Origin of the sequence: Micromonospora sp. NPDC048999 (assembly GCF_040649295.1) — a bacterium.
Taxonomy (GTDB): domain Bacteria; phylum Actinomycetota; class Actinomycetes; order Mycobacteriales; family Micromonosporaceae; genus Micromonospora.
In genome coordinates, this window is sequence record NZ_JBEZFI010000038.1 from 32909 (window position 1) to 58525 (window position 25617).

General features: G+C 68.9%; 17 protein-coding genes and 3 pseudogenes. 11 read left to right on the forward strand and 9 right to left on the reverse strand.

What is annotated here, in order from left to right:
- Positions 1-165 precede the first annotated feature (165 nt).
- The 3 genes from AB0C02_RS27055 to AB0C02_RS27065 all read left to right on the forward strand — a co-directional run bounded on the left by AB0C02_RS27055 (position 166) and on the right by AB0C02_RS27065 (position 13467).
- The gene (locus AB0C02_RS27055; protein WP_357551764.1) at positions 166-6378 is read left to right on the forward strand and encodes a protein kinase; all 6213 of its coding nucleotides are present in this window, start codon (positions 166-168) and stop codon (positions 6376-6378) included.
- A gap of 61 nt (positions 6379-6439) precedes the next feature.
- Positions 6440-9376: a DEAD/DEAH box helicase gene (locus tag AB0C02_RS27060; protein WP_357551765.1), complete on the forward strand. Its 2937-nt coding sequence runs from the start codon at positions 6440-6442 to the stop codon at positions 9374-9376.
- The gene (locus tag AB0C02_RS27065; protein WP_357551766.1) at positions 9376-13467 is read left to right on the forward strand and encodes a DNA methyltransferase; all 4092 of its coding nucleotides are present in this window, start codon (positions 9376-9378) and stop codon (positions 13465-13467) included. Before AB0C02_RS27060 ends, AB0C02_RS27065 begins: the two co-directional genes overlap by 1 nt.
- A gap of 70 nt (positions 13468-13537) precedes the next feature.
- On the opposite strand, the gene AB0C02_RS27070 is transcribed toward AB0C02_RS27065, so the two are convergent.
- Together AB0C02_RS27070 and AB0C02_RS27075 are read right to left on the reverse strand one after the other, a co-directional pair.
- Entirely contained in the window at positions 13538-14044 is a 507-nt protein-coding gene (locus tag AB0C02_RS27070) for a hypothetical protein (RefSeq protein WP_357551767.1), read from the reverse strand.
- A 65-nt stretch (positions 14045-14109) separates the two neighbouring features.
- Positions 14110-14436: an AlpA family phage regulatory protein gene (locus tag AB0C02_RS27075; protein WP_357551768.1), complete on the reverse strand. Its 327-nt coding sequence runs from the start codon at positions 14434-14436 to the stop codon at positions 14110-14112.
- On the opposite strand from AB0C02_RS27075, the gene AB0C02_RS27080 reads away from it, so the two are divergent.
- From AB0C02_RS27080 to AB0C02_RS27100, 5 genes are all read left to right on the forward strand, one after another.
- Positions 14435-14737 carry a hypothetical protein gene (locus tag AB0C02_RS27080; RefSeq protein ID WP_357551769.1) on the forward strand — a complete coding sequence of 101 codons (303 nt, stop codon included), beginning with the start codon at positions 14435-14437 and terminating at the stop codon, positions 14735-14737. The two genes, AB0C02_RS27075 and AB0C02_RS27080, sit on opposite strands and share 2 nt — an antisense overlap.
- Positions 14730-15149, forward strand: a complete 420-nt coding sequence (locus AB0C02_RS27085) for a helix-turn-helix transcriptional regulator (protein ID WP_357551770.1) — start codon at positions 14730-14732, stop codon at positions 15147-15149. Before AB0C02_RS27080 ends, AB0C02_RS27085 begins: the two co-directional genes overlap by 8 nt.
- A 142-nt stretch (positions 15150-15291) precedes the next feature.
- Positions 15292-16509, forward strand: a complete 1218-nt coding sequence (locus AB0C02_RS27090) for a helix-turn-helix transcriptional regulator (RefSeq protein WP_357551771.1) — start codon at positions 15292-15294, stop codon at positions 16507-16509.
- A gap of 333 nt (positions 16510-16842) precedes the next feature.
- Positions 16843-17127 (forward strand): hypothetical protein, encoded by a 285-nt coding sequence (locus AB0C02_RS27095; RefSeq protein WP_357551772.1) that lies wholly within the window; start codon positions 16843-16845, stop codon positions 17125-17127.
- The gene (locus AB0C02_RS27100) at positions 17114-17449 is read left to right on the forward strand and encodes a hypothetical protein (RefSeq protein WP_357551773.1); all 336 of its coding nucleotides are present in this window, start codon (positions 17114-17116) and stop codon (positions 17447-17449) included. Before AB0C02_RS27095 ends, AB0C02_RS27100 begins: the two co-directional genes overlap by 14 nt.
- A gap of 134 nt (positions 17450-17583) precedes the next feature.
- Here the strand turns inward: AB0C02_RS27100 and AB0C02_RS27105 are convergent, their stop codons facing one another.
- Together AB0C02_RS27105 and AB0C02_RS27110 are read right to left on the reverse strand one after the other, a co-directional pair.
- Entirely contained in the window at positions 17584-18702 is a 1119-nt protein-coding gene (locus tag AB0C02_RS27105; RefSeq protein WP_357551774.1) for a hypothetical protein, read from the reverse strand.
- Positions 18702-19874 (reverse strand): hypothetical protein, encoded by a 1173-nt coding sequence (locus AB0C02_RS27110; RefSeq protein ID WP_357551775.1) that lies wholly within the window; start codon positions 19872-19874, stop codon positions 18702-18704. The genes AB0C02_RS27105 and AB0C02_RS27110 overlap by 1 nt, the downstream gene beginning before the upstream one ends.
- Positions 19875-20068: 194 nt before the next feature.
- Between AB0C02_RS27110 and AB0C02_RS27115 the strand changes: the two genes are divergently transcribed.
- Positions 20069-20635: an MFS transporter gene (locus AB0C02_RS27115; protein WP_357551779.1), complete on the forward strand. Its 567-nt coding sequence runs from the start codon at positions 20069-20071 to the stop codon at positions 20633-20635.
- 20 nt (positions 20636-20655) lie between these two features.
- Here the strand turns inward: AB0C02_RS27115 and AB0C02_RS27120 are convergent, their stop codons facing one another.
- Positions 20656-21183, reverse strand: coding sequence for a carboxymuconolactone decarboxylase family protein (locus AB0C02_RS27120; protein ID WP_357551776.1), 528 nt, complete (start codon positions 21181-21183; stop codon positions 20656-20658).
- Between the two features lie 163 nt (positions 21184-21346).
- On the opposite strand from AB0C02_RS27120, the gene AB0C02_RS27125 reads away from it, so the two are divergent.
- The gene (locus tag AB0C02_RS27125) at positions 21347-21529 is read left to right on the forward strand and encodes a DUF397 domain-containing protein (protein WP_357551777.1); all 183 of its coding nucleotides are present in this window, start codon (positions 21347-21349) and stop codon (positions 21527-21529) included.
- Between the two features lie 81 nt (positions 21530-21610).
- On the opposite strand, the gene AB0C02_RS27130 is transcribed toward AB0C02_RS27125, so the two are convergent.
- The 3 genes and pseudogenes from AB0C02_RS27130 to AB0C02_RS27140 form a co-directional block, all read right to left on the reverse strand.
- The gene (locus AB0C02_RS27130; protein ID WP_357551780.1) at positions 21611-22942 is read right to left on the reverse strand and encodes a tetratricopeptide repeat protein; all 1332 of its coding nucleotides are present in this window, start codon (positions 22940-22942) and stop codon (positions 21611-21613) included.
- 153 nt (positions 22943-23095) lie between these two features.
- Positions 23096-23731, reverse strand: a pseudogene (locus tag AB0C02_RS27135) (NB-ARC domain-containing protein); the annotation flags it as partial.
- 272 nt (positions 23732-24003) lie between these two features.
- Positions 24004-24623, reverse strand: a pseudogene (locus AB0C02_RS27140) (DUF6879 family protein).
- Between the two features lie 310 nt (positions 24624-24933).
- On the opposite strand from AB0C02_RS27140, the gene AB0C02_RS27145 reads away from it, so the two are divergent.
- Entirely contained in the window at positions 24934-25275 is a 342-nt protein-coding gene (locus AB0C02_RS27145; protein ID WP_357551778.1) for a hypothetical protein, read from the forward strand.
- A 259-nt stretch (positions 25276-25534) separates the two neighbouring features.
- Here the strand turns inward: AB0C02_RS27145 and AB0C02_RS27150 are convergent.
- Positions 25535-25617, reverse strand: a pseudogene (locus AB0C02_RS27150) (IS5/IS1182 family transposase); the annotation flags it as partial.

The following is a 25617-nucleotide window of genomic DNA, read 5'->3' on the forward strand; positions in this document are numbered from 1 at the left end:
CGGCATCGCGACCCAAACCTTCGAAGAAACAAAGCGTCGGAGCTAGTCCCGTCAACGGGACCGTGACGGGCGGGTGGGCACCTGCCCCAGCGGACCCGATGGAGGTCGCGTTCGCCGTGCACGACGAGCTGGGGGCGGTTGAGGTTGACCGGGGCAAATGACTGGGTGGCGGGTCGGTTCCGTCTCCTGAACGCAATCGGCAAGGGCAACATGGGCGAGGTCCATCGCGCCGAGGACATGAACGCGGAGGAAGGCTCCGCCGACCGCATCATCGCCTTGAAACTGATCCTGCGCAGTCGCTCGGGTGCCAGCATCGACACCTCCGCCGACAACAACGCGAAGCAGCGGTTCGAGCGTGAGGTGCGCATCATGCGCAGGCTCAGCCACCCCAACCTGCCGCGCATCGTCGCCGGGTCGGTCGGCCCGGAAGTGTTGCCGTACATCGCCATGGAGCTGCTGGACGGCGAGACCCTGCGGGACCTGGTGTCCGAACATCCGCAGCTGCCGATCTCATGGGTTGCCGCCCTCGGCGCGCAGATCGCCGATGGGCTCTCCGCCGCGCACACGGCGGACGTGGTGCATCGTGACCTCAAGCCATCGAACGTCATGGTCGTACGGGACGGCGCGGTCAAGGTCCTCGACTTCGGCATGGGCCGGATCCTGGACGACACCGAGGCCGGCAGGGTCACCAGCACCAACGTCACCGTCGGCACCGCCCGCTACATGGCCCCCGAACAGTTCCTCGCCGCCGCCGTCACCCCGGCCGCGGACCTGTACGCGCTCGGCTGCGTCCTGTTCGAACTCCTGACCGGGGTGCCGCCCTTCCTGAGTGAGTCGTCGCACGAACTGGGACAGAAGCACCTGCAGGAGCCGGCTCCCTCGGTCCGGCTGCTGCGCTCGGATGTGCCGGACGACCTGGTGAGCCTGATCGACAGGCTGCTCGCCAAGGATCCCGCCGACCGGCCGGAGAACGCCGCGGCTGTACGGCAGGCGCTTCTGCCGCTGGCCAGGGGTGCCGAGACGGTCGCCGGGTGGGAAGCCTTCAACCCCGTGCGTTACGTCGCTGCCAGCCGAGGCAGGGTCGCCGCCCCGGCACCTGCCATCTCATCGGAAAGAGGCGCGCTCACCCGCCCGGCGGGGGCGGGCATGGACGTCTTCGGGGTTCACGAGCAGCTCATCAAGGACTACCGGGACTTCACCCAGGGCAGCACCATCATCCGCGACGACCGGATCGCGACGTTCGTCGAGGACGACCTGACCGCCAAGTCGCAGTGGCCCGACCCCTGGGTGTCGCTCAACCCGTTCTTCGCCTCGGGCGGCTCGATCCTCGAACTCGTGAGCCAGGGAGTGCTGCACGAGGAGTGCGCGCGGATCTTCCAGGCCGGCAAGACCGAGGGCGGCAGGACGTGCGACGGCCGTCCGCTGACGCTGCACCAGCACCAGCGGGAGGCGATCGACAAGGCGCAATCCGGCGCGTCGTACGTGCTGACGACCGGGACCGGCTCCGGCAAGTCGCTGTCGTACATCGTGCCGATCGTCGACCGGGTGCTCAAGGCCCGGCAGCAGGAGGGGCCCACGGCATCCAAGCGGGTCCGGGCGATCATCGTCTACCCGATGAACGCGCTGGCGAACAGCCAGCTCAAGGAGCTCGACAAGTATCTCCAGGACGGCTACGGGCCGGGCCGCGAGCCGGTCACCTACGCCCGCTACACCGGCCAGGAGAGCGACGAGCGGCGCAAGGAGATCCGCGACAGCCGGCCGGACATCCTGCTCACCAACTACGTGATGCTGGAATTGATGCTCACCCGCCCGGACGACCGGCGCTCGCTGATCAAGATGGCGAAGGGGCTGGAGTTCCTCGTCTTCGACGAGCTGCACACCTACCGGGGCCGGCAGGGCGCCGACGTGGCGCTCTTGATCCGCCGGGTGCGGGAGGCCTGCCAGGCCCAGAACCTGCAATGTGTCGGCACCTCGGCCACCATCTCCAGCGAGGGCACGCTCGACGACCAGCGGGCTGAGGTCGCCCGGGTCGCCACCACTCTGTTCGGCACCGAGGTCACGCGGGCCAACGTCATCGGTGAAACCCTGGTGCGGGCCACCGCCGACGCCCCCGACAGCGTGCCGGCCGAGCGGCTGAGCGCACCGGGCGCGCCGCGCGCCTACGCCGACCTGGTCAAGGACCCGCTCGCCCGCTGGATCGAAACCCGGTTCGGGCTCACTGTCGAGGCTGGGCAGCTCGTTCGGCAGAAGCCGGCCAAGATCGAGGTCGCCGCGATCGAGCTCGCCGACGCGAGCGGGCTCACCGTCGCCGACTGCGCGAAGGCCATCCGCCGCACGCTGAAAGCCGGTTCGGAGGCGCGGCACCCGGTCACCGAGCGGCCCCTGTTCGCCTTCCGGCTGCACCAGTTCCTCTCCAAGGGCGACACCGTCTACGTGACCCTGGAAGACGAACTCACCCGCCACCGCACCCGCGACTACCAGCTCGTCCTGCCCGGCTCGGACGGCAAGATCCTGCTACCGCTGGCCTTCTGCCGCGAGTGCGGCCAGGAATACCTCACGGTGTGGCGGACCAGCAGGGGCAGCGACACCGTCTACGAGCCGCGCCGCGACACCACCGCCACGGGTGGCCAAGCCACCGGCGGCTACCTCTACATCGACTCGGAGCGGCCCTGGCCGGAGGGCACCGCCGAGGCCATCGAGGAACGGCGGATCCCCGAATCCTGGCTGGAGGTTGACGGCAACGGGCAGGAGACGGTCCGCACCAACTACCGTGACCGGCTGCCGACCGCCGTCACCGTCGACCCCTACGGATACGAGGGACGGGGGACGCTGCGAGCCGCGTTCATCCCGTCACCATTCCTGTTCTGCCCGCACTGCGGCGTCAGCTACGAGCAGACCCGGGGGAAGGACTTCGCCAAGCTCGCCAGCCTCGACCAGGAGGGGCGGTCGTCGGCGACCTCCCTGGTCTCCGCCTCCATCGTCCGCTCGCTGCTCGGTGCGCCCGCCGAGGCGCTGGACAAGAAGGCGCGAAAGCTGCTGACGTTCGTCGACAACCGGCAGGACGCCTCGCTGCAGGCCGGGCACTTCAACGACTTCGTGCAGATCACCCAGCTACGCGGCGCGCTCTACCAGGCGACCGTCAAGGCCGGCGAGGACGGCATCACCCACGAGCACCTCGCCGCCGAGGTGACCGAGGCCCTACAGCTCAAGGCCGGCGACTACGCGCGGGGCGAGGACCTGCCGCCGCTGATGGCGAAGAACGCCGCGAAGACGTTGCGGGACGTGGTCGCCTTCCGCCTCTACCTCGACCTGGAACGAGGCTGGCGGATCACCATGCCCAACCTGGAGCAGACCGGCCTGCTGGAGATCGACTACCAGGACCTGGACTGGCTCGCGGGCAACCAGGACCGCTGGTCGAAGGCGCACGAGGTGCTGCGCCACGCCGAACCCGAGCAGCGTGCCGAGATCATGCGCGCGCTGCTGAACGAGATGCGGCGGGCGCTCGCCATCGACGTGCAGTATTTCCGGGATGACTTCGACATGCTCCAGCGCGCCAGTGAGGAGCGCCTGATCGATCCGTGGGTGCTGTCCGTGAGCGACAGCCCCAAGGTCGGCACCGCGTACCCGCAGCCGTCGGGGCGGGGCATGGACCGCTCCGGGTTGTTCCTGTCTGGCCGGGGCAAGTTCGGCAAGTATCTACGGCGGGTGCACTTCGGCACGGAGCTGACGTTCGCCGACGCGCAGGACGTCATCGCCGACCTGCTCAAGATTCTCGCGGCGGCCGGCCTGGTCACCGAGATCGAAGCCGCGCCGCAGCGGGCAGGACGGTTCCGCGGCCCGGCCGGCCCCCGTAGCACCGGTTATCGCGTCTCGGCCGCGTCGCTGATCTGGCGGGCCGGGACCGGCGAGGCCGGCAGCCACGACCCGCTGATCCGCACCTACACCAGCGGCGACGGTCCGCGGGTCAACACCTTCTTCCAAAAGCTGTATCGCAGCTTGGCGGGCACGCTCGCCGGCCTCGCCGCCCGCGAGCACACCGCCCAGGTCGACCCGCTGGAACGCGAGAAGCGTGAGGAGCTGTTCCGCAAGGCGGAGCTGAAGCTGCTCTACTGCTCGCCCACCATGGAGCTCGGCGTCGACATCTCCGAGCTCAACGCCGTGATGATGCGCAACGTCCCGCCCACCCCGGCCAACTACGCGCAGCGCAGCGGCCGGGCCGGCCGGTCGGGGCAGCCCGCGCTGGTCACCACCTACTGCGCCACCGGCAACAGCCACGACCAGTACTACTTCCGGCGCTCCGAGCGGATGGTCGCCGGCGCGGTCGCCCCGCCCCGCCTCGACCTGGCCAACGAGGATCTGGTGCGGTCGCATGTGCAGGCGATCTGGCTGGCCGAGGCGGGCATCAAGCTGGGCCGGGCCATCCCGGAAACCATCGACATCAGCTATCCGGAGGACTCGCGGCTGCCGAACCCGGCCCTGGCGTTGCTCGACCACGTCAGCGCCGCCCTGCACGACACCCGGTCGCAGGAGCGGGCGGCCGCCGCCGCCCGTCGGGTCTTCGCCGGCCTGCTGGCCGACTTCGCGCAGTCGAGCTGGTGGGATGACCGGTGGATCGAGGACACGGTCCGCACCACGCCGGACCGCTTCAACCTGGCGTTCGACCGGTGGCGCGGCCTGTTCAAGGCCGCCCTCATCGACCAGGCCGAGCAGAACCGCCGGGTGCTCGACCACACCCTGTCCGAGCGGGACCGGCGGATCGCCGTCGGCCGCCGCAAGGAGGCCGAGACCCAGCTCAACCTGCTCAAGAACGAGAGCGTCGACAGCAAGTCGGTGCTGTCGGACTTCAACCCGTACCGCTATCTGGCCAGCGAGGGGTTCCTACCCGGCTACTCCTTCCCGCGGCTGCCGCTCGCGGCGTACGTCCCCACCACCGGCCGCAGGTTCGGCGACGGCGACTACCTCCAGCGCCCTCGCTTCCTCGCCATCCGTGAGTTCGGCCCCGGCGCGCTCATCTACCACGAGGGCGCCCGCTACCAGGTCACCCGCATCCAGCTACCCCCGGACGCGGCGGGCGACGTGGTCACCGGCGCGGCGCGCCGCTGCACGCAGTGCGGCTACCACCACGACGCGAAGGAGAAGGCCGACCGCTGCCAGATGTGCGACGAGCCGCTGGGGGAGGAGACGACCGGTCTGCTGCACCTGCACACCGTCTACACCAAACGCCGGGAACGCATCTCCTCCGATGAGGAGGAGCGCCGCCGGGCGGGCTACCGTCTGGTCACCTCGTACCGCTTCCACGACCACGGCGCCCGCCCCGGCCGCCGGGACGCCATCGTCTCCGATTCCGCCGGGGGCCTGGCGACCCTCTCGTACGGCGACTCGGCGACCGTACGCATCACGAATGTCGGGCGTGTGCCAGCCAAGCCGGGCGAGCCGGACGGGTTCTGGCTCGACCCCGCCGACGGGCGGTGGATGAACGAGCGCGACGCCAGCGAGGCGTCCGGCGACTCCAGCGAGATGCCGGTCGTCGACGCCGACGGCAACGAGAAGCGCCGCAAGAAGCGGGTCATCCCGTACGTGGAGGACCGGCGCAACATCCTCGTCCTCAAGCTCGACGAGGCGCTCGAGGCGGACGTCGCGCTCTCCCTGATGTACGCCCTGGAACGCGGCATCGAGGCGGCGTTCGAGCTGGAGGACTCCGAACTGACCACCGAGCTGCTGCCGCCGAACCAGGGTCCGCGCGAGCGGATGCTGTTCACCGAGGCGGCCGAGGGCGGCGCGGGCGTGCTGCGCCTCATGCAGGCCGACCCGCACGCCCTGGCTCGGGCGGCAGCCGAGGCCTTGGCGATCTGCCACTTCACGCCCGACGGCACCGACCTCGGCGGCCCGCACCAGGACCGACCCTGCGCGCTGGGCTGCTACGAGTGCCTGCTCACCTACGGCAACCAGCTCAACCACCGCTCCATCAACCGGCACGCGGTGCGGGATCTCCTGCTGCGCTTCGCCGCCGCCAAGGCCGCCCCCACCGGGCAGGGCGAATCGCGCACCGAGCAGCTTCAGCGGCTGACCGCACAGTCGGACACCGCGCTGGAGGCCAAGCTCATCACCTGGCTCAAGGAACGCGGTCTGCGCCTGCCCGACGAGGCGCAGACCCTGGTCACCGAGGCGCTGGCCCAACCCGACTACGTCTACCGGCTGCCCGGCGCGACCGTCGCGGTCTTCGTGGACGGCCCGGTCCACGAGCACGAGACGGTCGCCCAGCGCGACCGCGACGCCGAGGAACGGCTGCGCGACGCGGGCTGGGACGTCATCCGCTTCCCGCACAACGGCGACTGGGCCGCCATCGTCGACGAAAACCGGTACTGCTTCGGCGGCTGAACCGCCCCTCAGCCCGCCTCCCACAACAGAAAATCCCCAACGACGCGCGAGGACCCCCCTCATGACCACCCCCTTCAGCGCCGGCACGCTGGTATCCGCCCGAGGCCGCGACTGGGTCGTACTCCCGGAGAGCGCACCCGACATGCTCGTCCTGCGCCCCCTCGGCGGCGCGGACGACGACATCGCGGCCGTCTTCCCCGCCTTCGAGAGCGTGACGAGCGCCGAGTTCGCGGCCCCGTCGCCCGCGGATCTCGGCGATGCCCAGGCGGCGGGCCTGCTCCGCTCCGCGCTGCGGATCGGCTTCCGGTCCGGCGCCGGCCCGTTCCGCTCGCTCGCCGGCATCGCCGTCGAGCCGCGCGCCTACCAACTCGTGCCGCTGCTGATGGCGCTGCGCCAGCAGACCGTCCGCATGTTGATCAGCGACGACGTGGGCATCGGGAAGACCGTCGAGGCGGGCCTGATCGCCAGCGAACTGCTCGCCCAGGGCAGCGCGCGCGGGCTCGCCGTGCTCTGCGCGCCCGCGTTGGCCGAGCAGTGGCAGGCGGAGCTGCGTACGAAGTTCGGCATCGACGCCGAACTGGTCCTCGCCTCCACGGTCTCCCGGCTGGAACGCGGCCTGGACCTGGGGCAGTCGCTGTTCGACCGGCACCCGCACGTCATCGTCTCGACCGACTTCATCAAGTCGACCCGGCACCGCGACGACTTCGTCCGGCACTGCCCCGACCTGGTCATCGTCGACGAGGCGCACACCTGCGTCTCCGCCGACGACGCCACCTCCACCCAGAACCAGCTCCGCTTCGAACTGCTCCAACGCGTCGCCGCCAAGGCCGACCGGCACCTGCTGCTGGTGACCGCGACCCCGCACAGCGGCAAGGAGAGCGCCTTCCGCAACCTGCTCGGCCTGCTCAAGCCGGAACTATCCACTGTCGATCTCGGCTCGGACGCGGGCCGCCGGGCCCTCGCCCAGCACTTCGTGCACCGCAAGCGCGCCGACGTCCGCCAGTACCTCACCCGCGAGGACGGGCTCGCCGACGACAGCCTCGCCGAGGAGACATCGTTCCCCACCGACCGATACTTCAAGGACGAGACGTACAAGCTCTCGCCGGCCTACCGGGCGCTGCTGGACGATGCCATCGCGTACGCCAGCGAGCGGGTGACCGCCGCGGACCGGCACGGCCGGCGGGAGGTCCGGATCGCCTGGTGGTCGGCGATCGCCCTGCTGCGTTCCCTGGTCTCCTCCCCGCGCGCCGCCGCGCAGACCCTGCGCACCCGCTCGGCGACCGCCACGGCGGCCACCGCCGAGGAGGCCGACCGGCTCGGCGCCCCCCTGACCAGCGACTCCTCCGACTCCGACGCCCTGGAAGGGCTCGACGTGGCCCCCGGCGCGGAGACCGCCGAGCTGGACGCCGGGGCGCGGCTGGCCGAACTGGCCGACCGGGCCGCCGCGCTGGAGGGCACCACCGACGACCGCAAGCTGGCCGCCCTGGTCACCCAGCTCAAGGCCCTGCTCAAGGAGGGCTACCACCCGATCGTCTTCTGCCGCTACATCCCCACCGCCGAATACGTCGCCGAACACCTCGACGGCAAGCTCGGCAAGAAGACGATCGTCCGCGCGGTCACCGGCACCCTCTCCCCGCAACAGCGCCTCGAACGCATCGAGGAACTGGCCCGCGACGCCGGCGACGACCCCGCCGCCCGCCGCGTCCTCGTCGCCACAGACTGCCTCTCCGAGGGCGTCAACCTGCAACACCACTTCGACGCCGTCGTCCACTACGACCTCGCCTGGAACCCCACCCGCCACGACCAGCGGGAGGGCCGCGTCGACCGGTACGGGCAGAAGCGCGGCGTCGTGCGGGTCATCACCCTCTACGGCAGCGACAACGGCATCGACGGCAAGGTCCTCGACGTCCTCATCCGCAAGCACCGCCAGATCCGCAAGGACCTCGGCATCTCCGTCTCCGTGCCGGACGCCGCCTCCTCCGGGGTGACCGACGCGATCGTCGAGTGGCTGCTGCTGCGCGGCCGGGACGGCGAGCAGGGCAGCCTCTTCGACGCCGACGAATACCGCACCATCGACAAGAAGGCCGCCGCCCTGGCCGCCGAGTGGCAGTCCGCCGCCGAGCGCGAGAAGGCCTCCCGCTCCCGGTTCGCCCAGCAGACCATCCGGCCCGAGGAGGTGGCCCGCGAGGTCGCCGCCGTCCGCGACACCCTCGGCCGCGCGCAGGAGATCACATCCTTCGTACGCCAGTCGCTGCGCGCCCTCGACGGCGTCCTACGCGCCGACCCGGCCCAGCCCGGCGACTTCACCGCGGAGCTGAGCGGCACCCCGGCCGGGCTGCGCGACGCCCTCGCCCCCGTGCTCGGCGGCGACGCCGTGGAAACCGGCCGCCCGGTGCCGTTCCGGGACACAGCGGCCGTCGCGCGCGGCGAGGCCGCCCTGGTCCGCACCGACCCGGCCGTGGTGGCGCTCGCCGGGTACGTCCTCAACGCCGCCCTCGACGACCAGGCCACCGGCCCCCGCCCGGCCCGCCGCTGCGGCGTCATCCGCACCCGGGCCGTCACCACCCGCACCACCCTGCTGGTGGCCCGCTACCGCTTCCACCTCACCCTGCCGTCCCGCAACGGCACCCGGCAGCTCGTCGCCGAGGACGCCCGGCTGCTCGCCTTCCAGGGCGCACCCACCAACGCCCGCTGGCTCACCACCGGCGACGCCCTGGCGCTGCTCAACGCCACCGCCGACGCCAACACCGACCCCGGCTTCGGCGAACGCACCATGCGACAGGTCCTCGACAACCTGCCCGCCGTCACCGACCACCTGCGCGCCTACGGCGAGACCCTCGCGGCCGAACTACTCGCCTCGCACCGCCGCGTGCGCAGCGCCTCCGGCGAGATCGTCCGGGGACTGACCGTCACCGTCCAGGACCACGCCGACGTCCTCGGCGCGTACGTCTACCTGCCCGTCGCCGCCACCCCCACCGCAGCCGGAGGCACCGCCTGATGTCCGCCACCGCCCGCAACCAGGTCTTCACCGCCGTACACACCATCGGGGGACTGCTCCCCGCCGACATGCTGGTCCGCATCGCCGAGGGCCGGGACGTCAGCGGCGCCAAGCCCGCCGACTACCGGGTGGTCGGCTCCCGCTCGGTGCGCGACGACGCCGAACGGCACTGGGACTACCTCAAGTCGGTGTGGCAGGACCTGCGCGGCAAGCTGCCAGTTGCTCCGGATGCCGAAGCCCCCGCCGACCCGACCGGCCTGGCCGTCACCCAGTGGCTCGAACCCCTGTTCAGCGAACTCGGCTTCGGCCGGCTGACCGCGCTCGCGGAGACCGGCATCACCTCGGACGACGGCGGCAAGACCTTCCCGATCACCCACCGCTGGACCCACGTGCCGGTGCACCTGGCCCCCTGGAACGCCGGCCTCGACAAGCGCCCGGCCGCCGGCGGCATCCCGCCGCAGTCGATGGTGCAGGAATGTTTGAACCGCTCCGACGCGCACCTGTGGGCGGTCATCACCAACGGCCGCCAACTCCGGCTGCTGCGCGACTCCAACGCCCTCGCCACCGCCTCGTACGTCGAATTCGACCTCGAGGCCATCTTCGACGGCGAGCTGTTCAGCGAGTTCGTCCTGCTGTATCGCCTGCTGCACGTCTCCCGCTTCGAAGTGGGGGAGGGGGCGGCCCCGTCGACGTGCTGGCTGGAGAAGTGGCGCACCGAAGCGATCGCCGCCGGCACCCGCGCACTCGACCAGCTCCGCAAGGGCGTGCAGGACGCCATCACCGCACTCGGCACCGGCTTCCTGCGCCACCCCGACAACGGCGCGCTGCGGGAGAACGTCGACCCGCAGGCACTGCACAACGCCCTGCTGCGCCTGGCCTACCGGCTGCTCTTCCTCTTCGTCGCCGAGGACCGCGACGCGCTGCACCACCCCGATGCCGACGAGCAGGCCCGCGAACGGTATGCCGCCTACTTCTCGTCGGCCCGGCTGCGGACGCAGGCACGCCGCCGCCGGGGCACCACGCACAGCGACCTCTACCAGGCGCTGCGGATCGTCCTGGACGCGCTCGGCAACGAGAAGGGCCGCCCGGAGCTGGGCCTGCCCGGCCTCGGCGGCCTCTTCGACCATGACACGGTCGCGGACACACCGCTGGACGACCTGTCACTGTCCAACGAGTATCTGCTGACCGCCGTCCGGCACCTGTCGCAGGTGCGGGACCCTGGCTCGCGCCGGTGGCGGTCGGTCGACTACCGCAACCTGGACGCGGAGGAGCTGGGCTCGATCTACGAGTCGCTGCTGGAGCTGGTGCCGAAGCACAGCGCGGTGGACCGAACCTTCGAGCTGGTCGAACTCGCCGGCAACACCCGCAAGACCACCGGCTCCTACTACACGCCCTCCTCGTTGATCGAGTGCCTGCTCGACTCGGCGCTCGACCCGGTCATCGACGACGCGGTCAAGCGCGCTGAGCAGGAGGCGACCGCCGCCGGGCAGCCGGATCCGAGCGACGCGATCGTCAAGGAGCTGCTTTCGCTCACCGTCTGTGACCCCGCTTGCGGCTCCGGCCATTTCCTGGTCGCCGCTGCGCGCCGGATCGCCAAGCGGGTCGCCGCCGTGCGCGAGCGCAACCCCGAGCCGACCGTCGACGCCGTCCGCCACGCCCTGCACGAGGTCGTCGCGCGCTGCATCTACGGCGTCGACATCAACCCGATGGCGGTCGAACTTGCCAAGGTGTCGCTCTGGATGGAGGCGCTGGAACCGGGCAAGCCGCTGAGCTTCCTCGACGCTCATGTGAAGTGCGGCAACGCGCTGATCGGCGTCACGCCCGCGCTGCTCAAGCGCGGAATCCCCGACGAGGCTTTCATTCCCACCGAAGGTGATGACAAGAAACATGCCAAAGCTCTAGAAAAGATCAATGTAGAGGAACGCCGAGGCCAGTCGAGTCTATTCGATATCGAGGACGACGCCGTAAAGGTATCTAACACCAGCTTCGCTTCTAATGTGCGGCGCATAGCGGGTGCCCCTTCCGGCACGCTTCGTGAGGTCCGCGAACAGGCGGAAGCGTATGCAAGGTGGGCGAACTCGTCCGACTACGTCAAGGCGCTTCTCCTCGCCGACGCGTGGTGCGCGGCATTCATGTGGATTAAGCAGGCGGATGCGCCGAGGGCGGTTACTCACGGGATATTCGGCGCACTTGAGGATCCGACTGGCCGTGGCGCGTCGATAGCAACCCGCGATGAAATCGCCCGGCTCCGTCACCAGTACCGCTTCTTCCACTGGCATCTGGAGTTTCCGGAGGTGTTTTCGGTTTCCGAGGATGACCACGACGTCTCAACCGTAGCAGGCTGGGCTGGTGGCTTTGATTGTTTACTGGGAAATCCGCCATGGGAAAGTGTGGAACTCAAGGAGCAGGAGTTTTTCGCGCGGCGCCATCCCGCGATAGCTGCGGTTTCAAAGGCGGATTCTCGAAAGAAGCTGATCGCCGAGCTTCGGCATGAGCCCGACACACTGCCACTGTACGAGGAGTATGCGGCGGCCAAGCGTGCAGTCTATGCAGAAAGTCATTTCCTGCGTCGATCGGGCCGTGTTCCTCTGACCGGTCAGGGCAACCTGAATACATACGCGGTGTTCTCGGAGACTGCCCGCCTCCTGCTCGCATCGTGCGGTCGCGCAGGCGTCATTGTTCCTACGGGGATTGCTACCGACGCCAGGACGCAATACTTCTTCAAGGATCTCGTGACCAATGGCTCGATCGCAGCACTCTACGACTTCGAGAACGCCGCGCCGATATTCCCCGGCGTGCATCGATCATTCAAATTCAGCATTCTCTCCCTCGCGGGGCATGCAATGCGTGAACCGGCTGCCAAGTTCGCCTTCTTCCTCCAAGATCCGGCCGAACTGGGCGACGCCGGCAAGTCGTTCACCCTCACCGCTGACGAGATGAAGCTCCTCAACCCCAACACCGGCACCTGCCCCGTCTTCCGCTCCCGCCGAGACGCGGAGATTACCCTCCGCATCTATCGCCGGGTGCCGGTCCTCATCAAGGAAGGCGATCCGAACGGCAACCGTTGGGGTGTGTCCGTTATGAGAATGTTCGACACAGCCCACGACTCGCACCTCTTCCACACTCGCGAAGAGCTCGAATCCGACGGTTGGACCCTCACCGGCAACGTTTTCGCCAGGGGCTCGGCCAAAATGCTCCCGCTCTACGAAGCGAAAATGCTCCACCACTACGACCACCGCTGGGCTACGTATGACGAAAATGGCGGGATCCGCGACTTCACGCTGGCTGAAAGGCAGGACCCAAGTGCGGTGGTTCTGCCTCGCTACTGGGTCGCCGAACGCGAGGTTGATGAGAGGCTCGCTTCCAAGCATTGGCAGCGGGGCTGGCTCCTTGGTTGGCGCGACATCTGTCGCGCCACTGATGAGCGAACGATGATTGATAGCATCCTCCCTCGCGCCGCAGCCCCTGACGGCACACTCCTGATGTTTCCGCAACATTCGGTTGCTGGTCTCGTGGCCTGCCTGACCTCGCAAGTATTGGACTTCGCGGCGCGGCAAAAGGTGGGCGGCACCCATTTGAAATTCTTTACTACCTATCAGTTGCCGGTTGCATCTCCTGCGCAGCTTGCGCCTCACGAGCGATTCATCAGTGATCGTATTCTCGAACTCGTCTATACGGGATATGACACGGTGCCGTTCGCCCGCGACCTTGGCGACACGGGCGGTCCGTTTCGGTGGGACGAGGGGCGGCGGGCGATTATCCGGGCCGAACTAGACGCTCTCATTTTTCATCTCTATGGTATCCCTCGTGACGATGTGGATTACATCATGGAGGCGTTCCCGATCGTCAAGCGTAAAGATGAATCTAAATACGGCATGTACCGAACCAAGGAGCTGATCCTTGCCGAGTATGATCGGATGGCCCCTGCTGGCGTTAGCCTGACCCACCCCTTGATTGAGGGCGAGAACTACCGGTCAACCCTCACTCCGCCGCCCGGGGGCGGCCCCCGCCATCCGGCGTCCCCAGTCATTCCTCGCCAGCGGGTGGGGGAGCCTGATGCTCAACGAGTGAGCCACGCTCGACCCCGTTAGGTGGCATCGAGACGCGGACACCTAGGACGTGGAACTCCTAGGTGTCCGCTGTGTCCCCTCCTTGCGGTATTTAAGCGCCTTCCAGTGCTGGTGCCAACGGGTAGGTCGGCAGGGCTTGCGCCCTCGTCACCATCAGGGGTTCCAGGAGGCGATCAAGTAGGTCGGCATCGGGCGCTGGCAGGGCGAGTAAAGCTCTTCGCAAGTAGACGCTCCACGCCTGTGGCTTGGGGAAGGCCGATAACTGTTCCACGATTGGCTGCAGCTCCAGCCCGCCGGGGTGCGGCGCCAGGCAGCCGATTCGTAGGTCGCAGCTGGAGACAAAGGTCCGGCCGGCAATCTCTATCGGCGCGTCCAACATCCGGACAGCTGATCGAGCTGTTGCCGTGCCGATGATTCGGCCGCGATCTCTGACCGGATTGCGCCACGCGCCTCGAGTGGCGTACACGAACAGGCGGTCCCCGGCGGCAAGTGCAGCGACCTCCGCACGCGGGGTTGCGGGGAAGGCCATCCGCTGCTCGTGCAGCACCCACGAGATGGCTTCGCGGTCTCCCAGGATCACCAAAAACGAGCGTGGCACGGCGACACCTTACCCCGAGAGTTGCCGGGTGAAGTGACTGTAAGCCCTTCCTGTCTACCTACCTACTATTCCGCGTCTTGGAGATTCGGCCGGTGATCTCTGATCCACCGCTCGACGTCCTCGGCTTGCCAGATTCGACCGACCGACAAGACGGCCACAGGGTCAGGGAAGGATTTCGAGTTGGTGATCTGGTAGGCGCGCGTACGGGAGACGCCCAGCATCTCCTGTACCTCCTGGCTTGCCACCAGCCGAAGCTTCCCCATGCGTCGACGGTAGGAGCATGCGAACTGAACACCTGATCTCTGTGCAGATGCACTGTTCATACGCACAGGAGCGTGTAGGCTGTTCACCTGTTCAGAAGAGCCGATGCCACCACGGGACGGGAGGGACATGGGTAGGCGGTGGAAGTGGTTCTTGCGGCCGGGTGACGTCGCGGTCGACCTGGTCGGGCAGGGCGTACCGGACGACGACGTGCCGGGGCGCTGGCGGCGGCCGGGCGCTCCGGACGGCGTACCCGATGGGTTGGTGACCTCGCGGTGCGACGGCGCGGTCGTCTACGAGTGGCCCGAGCGGCGGCGGGCGGTTCCGGCGCGGAACCAGCACGCGGACCGCTACGACCCGCGGTCATCCGGTGAGCGGCACGACAAGCGCCGGGGGAGCGGCCCGGTCGTGGGGAGGGGTTCGGATGGCTGAGGATCTGGGGTCGACGGTGCCGCGCCGGCAGCTCGGGCGGGTGTTGCGGGAGTTGCGGACCGAGGCGCGGATGACCCTCGATGGCGCGGCGCAGGCGTTGCAGTGGAGCCGGCAGAAGGTGTGGCGGATCGAGGCGGGGCTGTGCGCGACGCGCGGGCTCGACGTACGCGGGATGTGTGAGCTGTACGCGGCGACGCCCGAGCTGACCGGTGCGCTGGTCGCGGTGGCGGGGGAGACGCGGTCGAAGGGCTGGTGGCACTCGTACGGCGACACGATCCTCGGCTGGTTCGACGTCCACTCGTCGAGGGGTGTCGCAGAGGGACCGACTTCAAAGCTCGTCGAGCGGCGGAATGGCCGAAATCTTGGGGCGCGGGGCCGCCCGGCTTTCGGCCTCGCCGGAAGGGGAGAGTGATCGTGATTGCTGAGATCGTTCCGGTCGTGCTCGGTGGTGTGCTGCTGGGGTTTCTGGCCGGGCTCCTCGCGTTTCGGGTGAAGGCGCGATGGTGTCCGCGTTGCGGTGAGTCCACCGAGGCCATGCACCGGACGGAGGGGCGATGAACAACAGACCGGGCCGGTACCTCGCCGGTGACCTGCCACCCGGCCGGCGCGTCGCCCAGTTGCGGGCGCGACGCGGGATGACCCAGCAGATCTTCGCCAACCGGATCGGCAAGTCGAAAAGCTGGGTCGACAAGGTCGAACGTGGCCTACGTAACCTCGACCGCTTCTCCACCATCGAAACCGTGGCCGAGGTCCTCGGCGTCACCCCGGAAATCCTGCTCTCCAAAGCAGCCCGATGGCCCGAACCCATCGGCCCTGCCGCCGACGCCCTGGAACGCGTACGCGCGACGTTGGCCTGCTACGACACCACCTGCACTGACACGCCGCCTACGGCCGACGAGTTGACCCGCCGGGTCAACCACGCGTGGGAGGCGTACCGGCACGCCCACCACCCCCAGGTGCTATGCATGCTGCCCGACCTCCTCGCCGACGCCCGCCACCTCGCCACCACCGCAGACACCGCGGACCTGCTCGTACGGGCATACCGGCTCGCCGCCCAGGTGCTGATCAAACTCGACGAGCCGGAACTGGCCTGGCTCGTCGCCGACCGGGCGATGACCGCCGCCGCCGGTGACCCGCGCCGCACCGCCATGGCCGTCATACCCCTGACCCAGGCACTCCGCGCCCTGCACCGGGGACGGCTGGCCGTGACCGCCGCCACCACCGCCGTGCACCAGCTCACCCCCGCGCCATCGCGGCACACCCCACCCGACCATCTTGCTCTGGCCGGCATCGTGCAGATCCAAGCCGCCCTCGCCGCCGCCACCTGCGACGACCCCACCGCTGTACGCCACCACACCAACCAGGCCGCCCACCTCGCCACTGAACTCGGCGACCACCCGCACCACGACGGCGGCGGCGACCTCGACTTCACGCCCGTCATGGTCGACCTCGCCCGCGCCCTGACCGCCGCCGAACTCGGCGACAGCCAGCAGGCCATCACCCTCCACCGTCAGGCCACCGGCGGCGACGCCTGGCGCAGGCTTCCCGCCGAACATCGGGCCGCCTACCTGATCGACATCAGTCGCGCGTACCACGATCTCGGCGACCACCGCGCCGCCGGCCAGGCCCTGGTTACCGCCGACCAGATCGCCCCCGCCGAAACCCGCACCCGCCCCGCCGCCCACGCCGCACTCACCGGCCTGCTCCGCACCGGACCCACCTCAGCCGACGTCACTCGCCTCGCCGCCACCATCGGACTGATCCAACGTTGACGCGCAATATCGACGGGCCGAGGCGCCTGCCGGTGGCGCACAGTGGCTTCCGGAGCCCGCCGCCGGGGATCGCCGTGCCGAGCACCGACGCGCTGAACGTCAGGCAGCCGTCATTGTTGGCCGCCACGATAGCGAGTTCAGAAGACGTGAACGTTGAAGCGCTCAGCGGCCTGGTTCGGGCATAGGGGCCGCGGTCGCTCTTGCCGTCCACCTGCCTTCCCAGCCGGCACTCAAGGTGTCGATGAGTACGAACGCGGATTGCGCCAGATCCCTAAGCCGTGCAGATTCTTGGACATGAATGGTGTGGATAGCCCCCGCAGAGCATCGTTCGGGTTGAGCCTCCTCGTCGCGCTGGTGTGGCACTTGATCGTGATCATTGCGGTTCTCGCGCCTGGGGCGCCGGCCGTCCGGGACTGCTCACAGACCTGCCTGGAGTGGATCAGCCTGACCGTGTACATCGGCGGGCCGATTCTCGCGGGCTCGCTGCTCATTACACTGCTGATGATCGGCCTGCTCAGGCGCTGGATTGCCTCCTCGATCCTCACCGGCACTGTGTCGGCGCTGTTCGGTGTTGTTCCGGGTGCTGCGGTTGGCGTGGTCTTGTTTGGTTCCCTATGAAGCATCCGAACTGACCGCCGCCGACCTCGGCGACAGCCAGCAAGCCATCGCCCTGCACCGTCAGGCCACCGGCGGCGACGCCTGGCGCAGGCTTCCCGCCAAACACCGGGCCGCCTACCTGATCGACATCAGTCGCGCGTACCTCGACCTCGGCGACCACCGCGCCGCCGGCCAGGCCCTGATTGCCGCCGACCAGATCGCCCCCGCCGAAACCCGCACCCGCCCCGCCGCCCACGCCGCACTGACCGCTCTGCTCCGCACCGGACCCACCTCAGCCGACGTCACTCGCCTCGCCGCCACCATCGGACTGATCCAACGTTGACGCGCAATATCGACGGGCCGAGCCGCCTGCCGGTAGCGCACAGTGGCTTCCGGAGCCCGCCGCCGGGATGATCGGTGGCGGGCTCAGGAGATCACGCAGCCATCACCGCGCAAATTCCATGCGCGCCGACTGTGCTACGCGCGCTTCCAGACGACGACGGCGCCGGCTTTGGGCAGCACCCAGTCGTCCACGGAGATCGTGATGAACCGGGTTTCCTGCAAGCTCGGCGTGTACTCCACGGACGCGGGCCGGGTGAGGCCGAAGAAGTCGAGAGCGCGGATCCGGGCGATGTCCTGGACCGAGACGCTGATGGAGTACGTCGCGGAGAACGTCGGCTTGGGCACCTCGAAGCTGATCAGGTTGCCGTCCGCCAGGACTTTCGCGTTGAACGAGTACTGCACGAAGACGTCCACCCGATCGGTGAACTCCTCCGCGGGCGGAAACGCGACGTACTCCCGTTCGGTGTCGTTCTTCTGGAACTGCACCTGCTGGCCGCCAAAGTTGACGCTGAGCAGCGCGAACGCCTCGTCCCACCGGTCGTCGAACTCGCCTGTCGAGGGAAGCCGCCAGACGACACCCATGTCACGGGCACGTAGCAGCCGGTCGTAGTCGTCCTGCCGGCCGCCGACCTTGAACGCGAAGCGGGTGCGCCTGACGTCGGTCGTGTGGTAGCCGAACTGGAAGAACACGTCATAGTAGTCGTACTGGCGACCGCTGCTCTCCGCCTTGTCCAACCCGAACACCTCGGCCCGCACGACGAGGTTGCGCCAGCGTTCCTCGGACTCGAACACGTTGGTCCGCAGCTTCCGGGAGATGACGGTGCCGAGCTCGGGGCTGCCGCTTCGCAGCCGCGCCGCGTTCTCGATCACCCGGTCCAGTTCGTCGGGGGCCAGCCGCAGGGACTCCAGCCGGGAGCCGGCAGCCAACGACTGCGCCACCGCCGTGCGTACCTTCTCCTCCTGTTGGACCAGCGCGCCGCGCACGATCTCCAGGAACCGGTCCTCGGCCACCTGGTTGAGCATGACCTGGAAGATGGTGATCGTCAGGCCGGTCTGGAAGATCGCGACGCCGATGTCGTTGACCCGTAACGTCGCCCACAGGGTGTTGGCGGGGGCCGTCGCTGGGGCGACCAGGATGAGCAGCAGCCCGATCGCCGTGGCGAGGGCACCGAGCAGCAGGCCACGACTGCGGTACAGGTCGGACAGGGTGGTGGGCAGACTGCGCCGCGACGGTGCCGGCTGGCTCGACGACATCACTCCTGCCGAGCCTTCGCGCGCGGCGGGAGATACCTGATGGCGGGCTGACCAGCAGCATCGCTCATTCTCAGGTAGTGCTGCACGTTGGAGTAGCCGATGTCATCGCCGTCCCGAATGAACAACGCGGACTCGCTGCCCAGACGCCGCAGCACCGGGACACCGACGCTGTCGGGCACGTTGGCCCTGCGGCACACCTCGGAAAGGGACCGCTGCTCGTCAACATGGTCGATTAGTACGACCTCGAGCGGCGTGAACACGTGGGACGGCACGAACCCGTTGCAGAAGGAGCCGAGCAGCCAGGTCGTGTTGTCGTTCCAGGTCCCACGTGGCAGGTCCAGGCTCCGGTACGTGCCGGCGAAGACGGCCGCCTCCGTTTCATGGATTTTCGCGCGCCCCCGGTTCGCCAGCTCGACAAGGCCGTCGATGCCGAACTCCAGGTACAACAGGAACGCCTGCCGCGTGTGGTCGCGGTAGAGGGACCACAGCTTCGGCCGTTCGACCCCGTGTCGCCCGTAGGTCAGGACGTTCCGCAGGGCGTGTGGCGGCACGACGGTCGCCGCGGCGAAGCAGGTGCCCAGCACCTCGGCGATGCCCTCTTCCAATCCCATGGCCTGGATCTCGGGATCGATCCGCCCGGGAACGGTGTGGATGAGCTCGTGGGCGAGAAGGGCCTCGCTGTAGAGCGGCCGTAGCCCGCCTCGGCGGAAGGAGACCCCGGTCGGGATGCCGTACCGCTGCTCGTCCTCCCGGTCCGGCGTGAACGCCGCCCACCCGAACTGGTCGAATGGTGGCGGGAACTCGTCCATTACGTGGAGGTCCGCGTCGCCGAGGTCGAGCCCGGCGTCCTTCAGAGCCGCTCTGATTCCGCTGGCGGCGCTGACGATGCGGTCGCCAACGGGCGTGTCGGCGTCCGGTATGCGCGCGGCGGCGACCGCCCGGAGGTCATCTGCGATGAGCTTGCGCAGCGCGGCTTCGTCGTCCTGGATCGGCCCCTCGGGCGGCAGCGCCTCGACCAGGTCGCGAATCGTTGCTGCGGCCGAGGCCGCGTCAGCCGGGGCGTCCAGGTCGATCTCGGCGGCGACGCGCTCGACGAAGAGCTCGATGTTGGCGAAGCGGCAGGCGGCGAGATACATGCCGCCGTAGAGGAAGTCACGCGTGGCAGTTGTCAAGAGGGCTTGCCCGGCACTCGCCGGCTTCGTGATCGTGACGATGGCCCCGGCTGTGATCATCGGTCTGGACGCTCTGTCGTTCGCCTGGCTGGCGGTCCAGGCCGGACGCCTGGCCGGATCGGCCGGGCAACAGCACGTCCTGCCACCCGCCGAGGCACAACGACGGTCTGCGAGTCCTTCGCGCCCGACCCGAACTGCTCGGCCTTCTCGCCGTAACGTGGCTGTTCAACCTCGCTTACGGCCCGGTCGAGGTCGCACTGCCGCTATTCGTCAGCCAAGTCCTCCACGCCGGACCGAGCCTGCTCGGTCTGTACTGGGCCGCCTTCGGTGTCGGCGCGGTCGTCGGTGCCCTCACCGTCGGCGCCGTACGAAAACTGCCCTTGTGGCCGGTCCTGCTGTGCATCATCGCCGGTCACGGCCTTGCCATGTTGCCCTTCGGACTGCACGTACCGACCGTGTTCTCCCTCGCGAGCTTCGCCGTGGGAGGGGTGATCTACGGCCCGTACAGCACCTTGACCTTCACGCTGTTCCAGGACCTCACCCCGGCGGCCCTGCTGACCGCTGTCCTCGCCCTCCGCGCCGCCGCTCTCCTGACCGCCGCGCCTGTCGGGGCGGCGCTGGGCGGTTCTCTCACCGCAGCCCTTGGGGCCCGCTGCGTACTCGTCGGCACCGGCATCGCCATGATCCTGGTAGCCGCCTGCGCCGCCGCACTTCGGATGCAGGCTACGACGCCGGCTACTGGCCCACCTGTGATTAGTTGACGAGCCGATGCCCTCGTCGGTCAGGATTGCTCGTTGTTGACGGATGTGGGCCCCGGCCTGATGCTGCGCAGGTAGCCGTCTTCGGCGAGAAACTTGGCGACGTCCACGTACGCCTCCGGCTCGACCGGCGCGAACGTCGCCAGGCCGTCGACGTAGCGGTTGAACATGCAGAAAACGGCGGCGGTGAGCACTGTGTCGTGGATGGCCTTGTCGTCGGCGCCCGCGGCTCGGGCACGTTCGACATCTTCCGGCGTGACGGTGCGCCCGTCGACGCGCACCTTGTCGGCGATCACCAGCAGGGCCTGCAGCTTCTCCCCGACCGGAGCCTCGTGGCCGCCGGAGCGTACCTGGTCGACCAGGTCGGCGGCGTTACCGAGGAGCTGACGGGCGACCGCGCTGTGGATCTCGGTGCAGAAGGTGCACTCGTTGCCGTTGGAGACGTAGGCGGCGATGGTCTCGCGCTCGGCGGGGGTCAGTGACGACGGCCCGCGAAGCAGCGCCTCGGCCAGCGCGTTGAGGGGCGCCTCCGTCTCGGGATACAGAGTCATCGGCCCCATGATGCCGGGCAGATCGGCTGGTAGCTCAATGTGCGGCACGAATACCATCTCCAATTACGAAGATCACTATTCTCGGATGGAGACCATCGTTGCCACGAGCTGGACAAGTGTCCAGCGCACCTTCGTCCTATGAAGACTGACCGAACGTCGGTCGATGGGGGAGCAAGCTGGCGCACCAGCACCGTATCGGCGACAACGGCGGCACCTGCGTCGGGTCGCCGGCAACCTGCCCGACCTAGTCGCCGGACATGACAGCAAGGGCCGCACCGGCCCAGTCCTCACCTTCACCCCCGACTCCTGGGCGGCCGTCGTCGGCGTGGTGCCGCCAATGCGCTGAGGGCGTGGCCCGGTTGTGGGCCCGCGATCCACGCCGGGCCCGTGTTCGGGGTTCCTGGTCTCGCCGCCGCCGCCGTCGCCGTCAGCCGAGGTCCTCGCCGGCCGCGTGCTCGATGCGGCTGCGGAGCCCGGCGGCGCGCGGATCGGGGAACCCGGCCAACAGCGCGACAGCCTCCCGCCACCACCGGGAACCCTCCTCGGGGCGCCCGGCGTCGACCAAAGCCGCAGCGAGGTGGTCGAGCGTCAACGCGAGTTGCCAGCCGTCGCCGAGCTGACGGTGCACCGTTGCGGCCTGACGGTGCAAGGCGACCGCCTGATCCGGCTGCCCCAGCTCCCGGTACGCCTCACCAGCGCCGTCCAACGCCATCGCCTCCCGGCTACGGTCACCAAGCCGGCGTTGGATCGTGGCCGCGCGATGCGCCGCCACCAGCGCGTCGCCGGGTCGACCGGTGGCGCGCTGTACCCGCGCGTACTCGACCAGCCAGTGTCCCAACCACACCGGGCTCGCGCCCTCGGCGATGGCGAGCGCTCGCTCGATCGCCGCCATCGCCTCCTCGGTGCGGCCGAGTTCGCGCAGCGTCATGCTGAGGAAGAACAATGAGTTGCCCTCCTGCCCGCGGTCGTCGATGTCCTGCTGCACCGCGAGCGCCTGACCCAGCAGCGTCGCCGCCTCGGCCAGGTCGCCCAGTTCGTAGCGGGTCTCCGCCAGGTTGCTCAGCAGCAGCGCCTGCCAGCGCCGGTCGCCACGCCGGGCGAAGATGTCGAGGCTCTCGCCGAAACGCGCAAGAGCGTCATTGAGGCGGCGGTGTCGCAGTGCCAGCAGTCCCAGCGCGTTGACCGACACGGCAGTGCCGTGCTCGTCGCCGATCTCCCGCCGGATCGCCAGCGCGGCCCGATGGTGCTCTTCCGCCTCTGCCAGCTGGCGGGCCTGGAAGTGGGCCTTTCCGAGGCTCTCCAGGGCTTCCGCCTCGCGGCGGCGGTCGTTCAGCGACCGGGCGGCGGCCAACCCGACCCGCGCGGTGGCGAACCACTCGTCGAAGGCGTTCTGGTGCATGAAGACGCTGCGTAGCAGCACCGCCAGGTGCCAGGCGGTCTGTGTCAGCGTCGTCTCGGCTGCGGCCCTGGCGTCGACAAGGTTGTCCTGCTCGGCGGCGAACCAGGCGTCCGCCTCACCGGTCGTGGCGAAGCCGAGCGGGTCCACGTCGGGTGACGGTTCCAGCGGCACCATCCGGTAGAACGGCAGCGTACGGGCCAGCGCGGCGTCCGCCGTGTGCAGATACCAGGTGAGGATGCGGCGCAGCGCGGCGTGGCGGTCCTCCGCACTTTCCAGGTGCTTGATCTGGTCCAGCGCGTAGGCGCGCAGCAGGTCGTGAAGCTGGTAGCGGTTCGGTGCGATCTGCTCCAGCAGGTGCATACCGACGAGAGCGTCGAGCGGTTGCCGGACCTGCGACACCGGCACGCCGGCGAGAGCGGCGGCAGCCGGGGCGCTGATGTCCGGGCCGGGGTGCAACCCCAGCAAGCGGAACAGTCGTGCGGACGAGGGGCTCAGGGCCCGGTAGGACCACGCGAACACCGCGCGGACGGCGTCGGCCTCCTCTCCGTCGTCCGTGGCGAGGGCGTCCCACAGGGCCGACTCGTCCCGCAGGTCCTGGATCAGCTCGGCGAGCGGCATGAACGGCCGGCTCGCCGCTCGCTCGGCGGCGATGCGCAGGGCGAGCGGCAGCCGGGCACATAACCGTGCCAGCTCGGCCAGCTCATCCGGGTCGTCGCCGGTGCGGTAGTCGGCCGTCACGTCGCGCAGCAATGTGACCGCGTCATCCTCCGACAACATCTGAAGGGTCAGGCGTCGCCCGCCGTCGCGGCTGACCAGACCGGACAGTCTGCTGCGGCTGGTGACGATCACCAGGCAGCTGTTCGTGCCGGGTAGCAGCGGACGTACCTGCCCTGCGGTGGCGGCGTTGTCGAGGACCACCAGTACGCGCCGGTCGGCCAGTTGGGAGCGGTACAGCGCCTCACGGCCCTCGCTGTTGGCGGGGATCGCGGAGGGCGGCACGCCCATGGCCCGCAGGAAGCGGTCGACTACCTGCTCCGGCTGGCTTGGCGGGCCCGGGGCGTAGCCACGGAGGTTGGCGTAGAGCTGCCCGTCAGGGAACCGCTGCCGCACGGCGTGCGCCCAGCGCAGTGCGAGCGCGGTCTTGCCAACCCCGGCCGTGCCGGTATGACGGCGAGGGTGATGTCGGCGGCCTCGCCGGTGAGAAGCCGATTCAGCGTACGTAGCTCCTCGACGCGGTTGACAAAACCGCGTACGTCACCGGGCAGCTGCCGTGGTGGCGGGTGGGTGGGGAAGGATGCGGCGGGATGGAAGTGGACCTCGCCGTAGACGTCCCGGGCCTGCACCAGGTCGGCCGGGCCGGACAGCGCGGACTGATCGACCTGTTCCGGCCGTTGTCCCTCCGCCCCAGTGCCGACCATGGTTCAGTCTGGACGGGGAGGCTCCAGCGGCGCCACCGTTCGTGCGAAGAACTCGTCCAGTGGCTCGCCGCCGTCGTAGAGCGACTCGATGACCTTCTGACACCGCTCGATCAGCGCAGGATTCCGCCACCGTCGGGCCGCTTCGAGTACGCCGTCGGCGTCGTAGATCGCCTCGTACATCACGTCGGTGCCAAGGGTGTAGATCTCGGGCAGCGGAGCATCCGCCTCCGCGGTGGCGACCTGGTCCGGCCCTACCACCCGGGTCAGGCCGCCGTACTCGTGGCGGAGCCGCAGCACACGCAGTTCCCATTGCAGGTATGGAGTCAGCGGCTTTGCACGATCCGCACACGGCGGGTGGCAAAACCACTGTCGGCGATGCGTCGGTAGTCGTCCTCGAACTCGGAACGTCGGGAGTCGAGAATGCGCAACGCCTCGTCCCACCGGCCGGCGGCGAACGCCTGCCAGCCCCCGTCAAACGGCTCCTTGAACGTCTGTTGCCGCTCCAGCTTCCAGAAGCCCGGCGGGCCGGTCTTCCAGAACCGTTGCTCGAAGTCGGCCCAGTAGTCCGCCAAGGACAACAACTCGCCGGGATCTCCGCCAAGGAGTTCACGCATCAGGGACATCCACCTTCGCCGCGATCATGGTCGACCGGGGAATGATGACAAGCCGCTCACCGGGGTCGACGGAGACCCCATCCGGAAGTCGTCCTCGGTAGGTGTCGGTGAGGTCCTGCCCGATCACGGCCAGCCGTAGCGGGTAGTGTCGGCTCCGCCGCCATCGACCCCCGCCGCCATCGACCCCCGCCACCCGGGAAGTCCGCCGTGCTCTGCTGGAAGGAGCTTGGCGAGCAGCACCGCAACCTGGCTGGAGCCGCCCGCTCGCGGCTCAACTCATCGAGGACGCGCAGTGCGTGCCTCAAGGAGGGAAGGAAGCGTGTATCACCCCAACGACGCCCCGACGGAGGAGGAACTGGCCGCCATCGAAGAGCGGGCAGCGGCTGCCACACCTGGCCCCTGGCACGTCCGATTCCTTGACGACGATCACGCCGCCAACCTGGTCGCGGTAAGCACGACGCCCGATACCGGCCGCGGTGAGCGGTGGCCGCACTACGCCTCCGGTGAAATGATCGCAGCCACCCTCGTCCAGTTCCCCAACCGCTACGTCGATTGCGTGGATGAGCGCTGGGACGAGAACGCCCTGTTTATCGCACACGCCCGCGAGGACATCCCGAGGCTGATCGCGGAGATCCGCCGTCTCAGGAGTCAGCCTGGCTGACAGCCCCCGGGCTGCTGATGGCCGACGGTGACCCGGCCGTAACGCGATAGCGAGGACCATGCGTCTGTCGTTCGCCGAGGGTGGCGAGGTCGTGACGGGCGGTGCCGCGGTCGACTAAGGTCGATGGCTGACGGAAACCCATCGCTTCGAACACCGCTGGGCGGCTAATGCGATTGTTGGAGACAGGCTGCGCGGACGAGGTCGATGCCAATCATGTGCCCTTCGCGCTCGCTCGCGACGGCCTGGTATTGAGCCATTTTCATCCTGCGTAGCGGTTCGCTTCGACGTGGTGCAGGACGAGGATGGCCTGCACGATTGCGGTGGCGCGGCGTGGGCAGCAGC

Coding starts and splice junctions, on each gene's coding strand:
- AB0C02_RS27090 (WP_357551771.1), top strand. CDS start 15,292: ATGAACAACAGACCGGGCCGGTACCTCGCCGGTGACCTGCCACCCGGC.
- AB0C02_RS27065 (WP_357551766.1), top strand. CDS start 9,376: ATGTCCGCCACCGCCCGCAACCAGGTCTTCACCGCCGTACACACCATC.
- AB0C02_RS27105 (WP_357551774.1), bottom strand. CDS start 18,702: ATGTCGTCGAGCCAGCCGGCACCGTCGCGGCGCAGTCTGCCCACCACC.
- AB0C02_RS27130 (WP_357551780.1), bottom strand. CDS start 22,942: ATGCACCTGCTGGAGCAGATCGCACCGAACCGCTACCAGCTTCACGAC.
- AB0C02_RS27120 (WP_357551776.1), bottom strand. CDS start 21,183: ATGACTCTGTATCCCGAGACGGAGGCGCCCCTCAACGCGCTGGCCGAG.
- AB0C02_RS27085 (WP_357551770.1), top strand. CDS start 14,730: ATGGCTGAGGATCTGGGGTCGACGGTGCCGCGCCGGCAGCTCGGGCGG.
- AB0C02_RS27075 (WP_357551768.1), bottom strand. CDS start 14,436: ATGTCCCTCCCGTCCCGTGGTGGCATCGGCTCTTCTGAACAGGTGAAC.
- AB0C02_RS27080 (WP_357551769.1), top strand. CDS start 14,435: ATGGGTAGGCGGTGGAAGTGGTTCTTGCGGCCGGGTGACGTCGCGGTC.
- AB0C02_RS27125 (WP_357551777.1), top strand. CDS start 21,347: ATGGGGGAGCAAGCTGGCGCACCAGCACCGTATCGGCGACAACGGCGG.
- AB0C02_RS27060 (WP_357551765.1), top strand. CDS start 6,440: ATGACCACCCCCTTCAGCGCCGGCACGCTGGTATCCGCCCGAGGCCGC.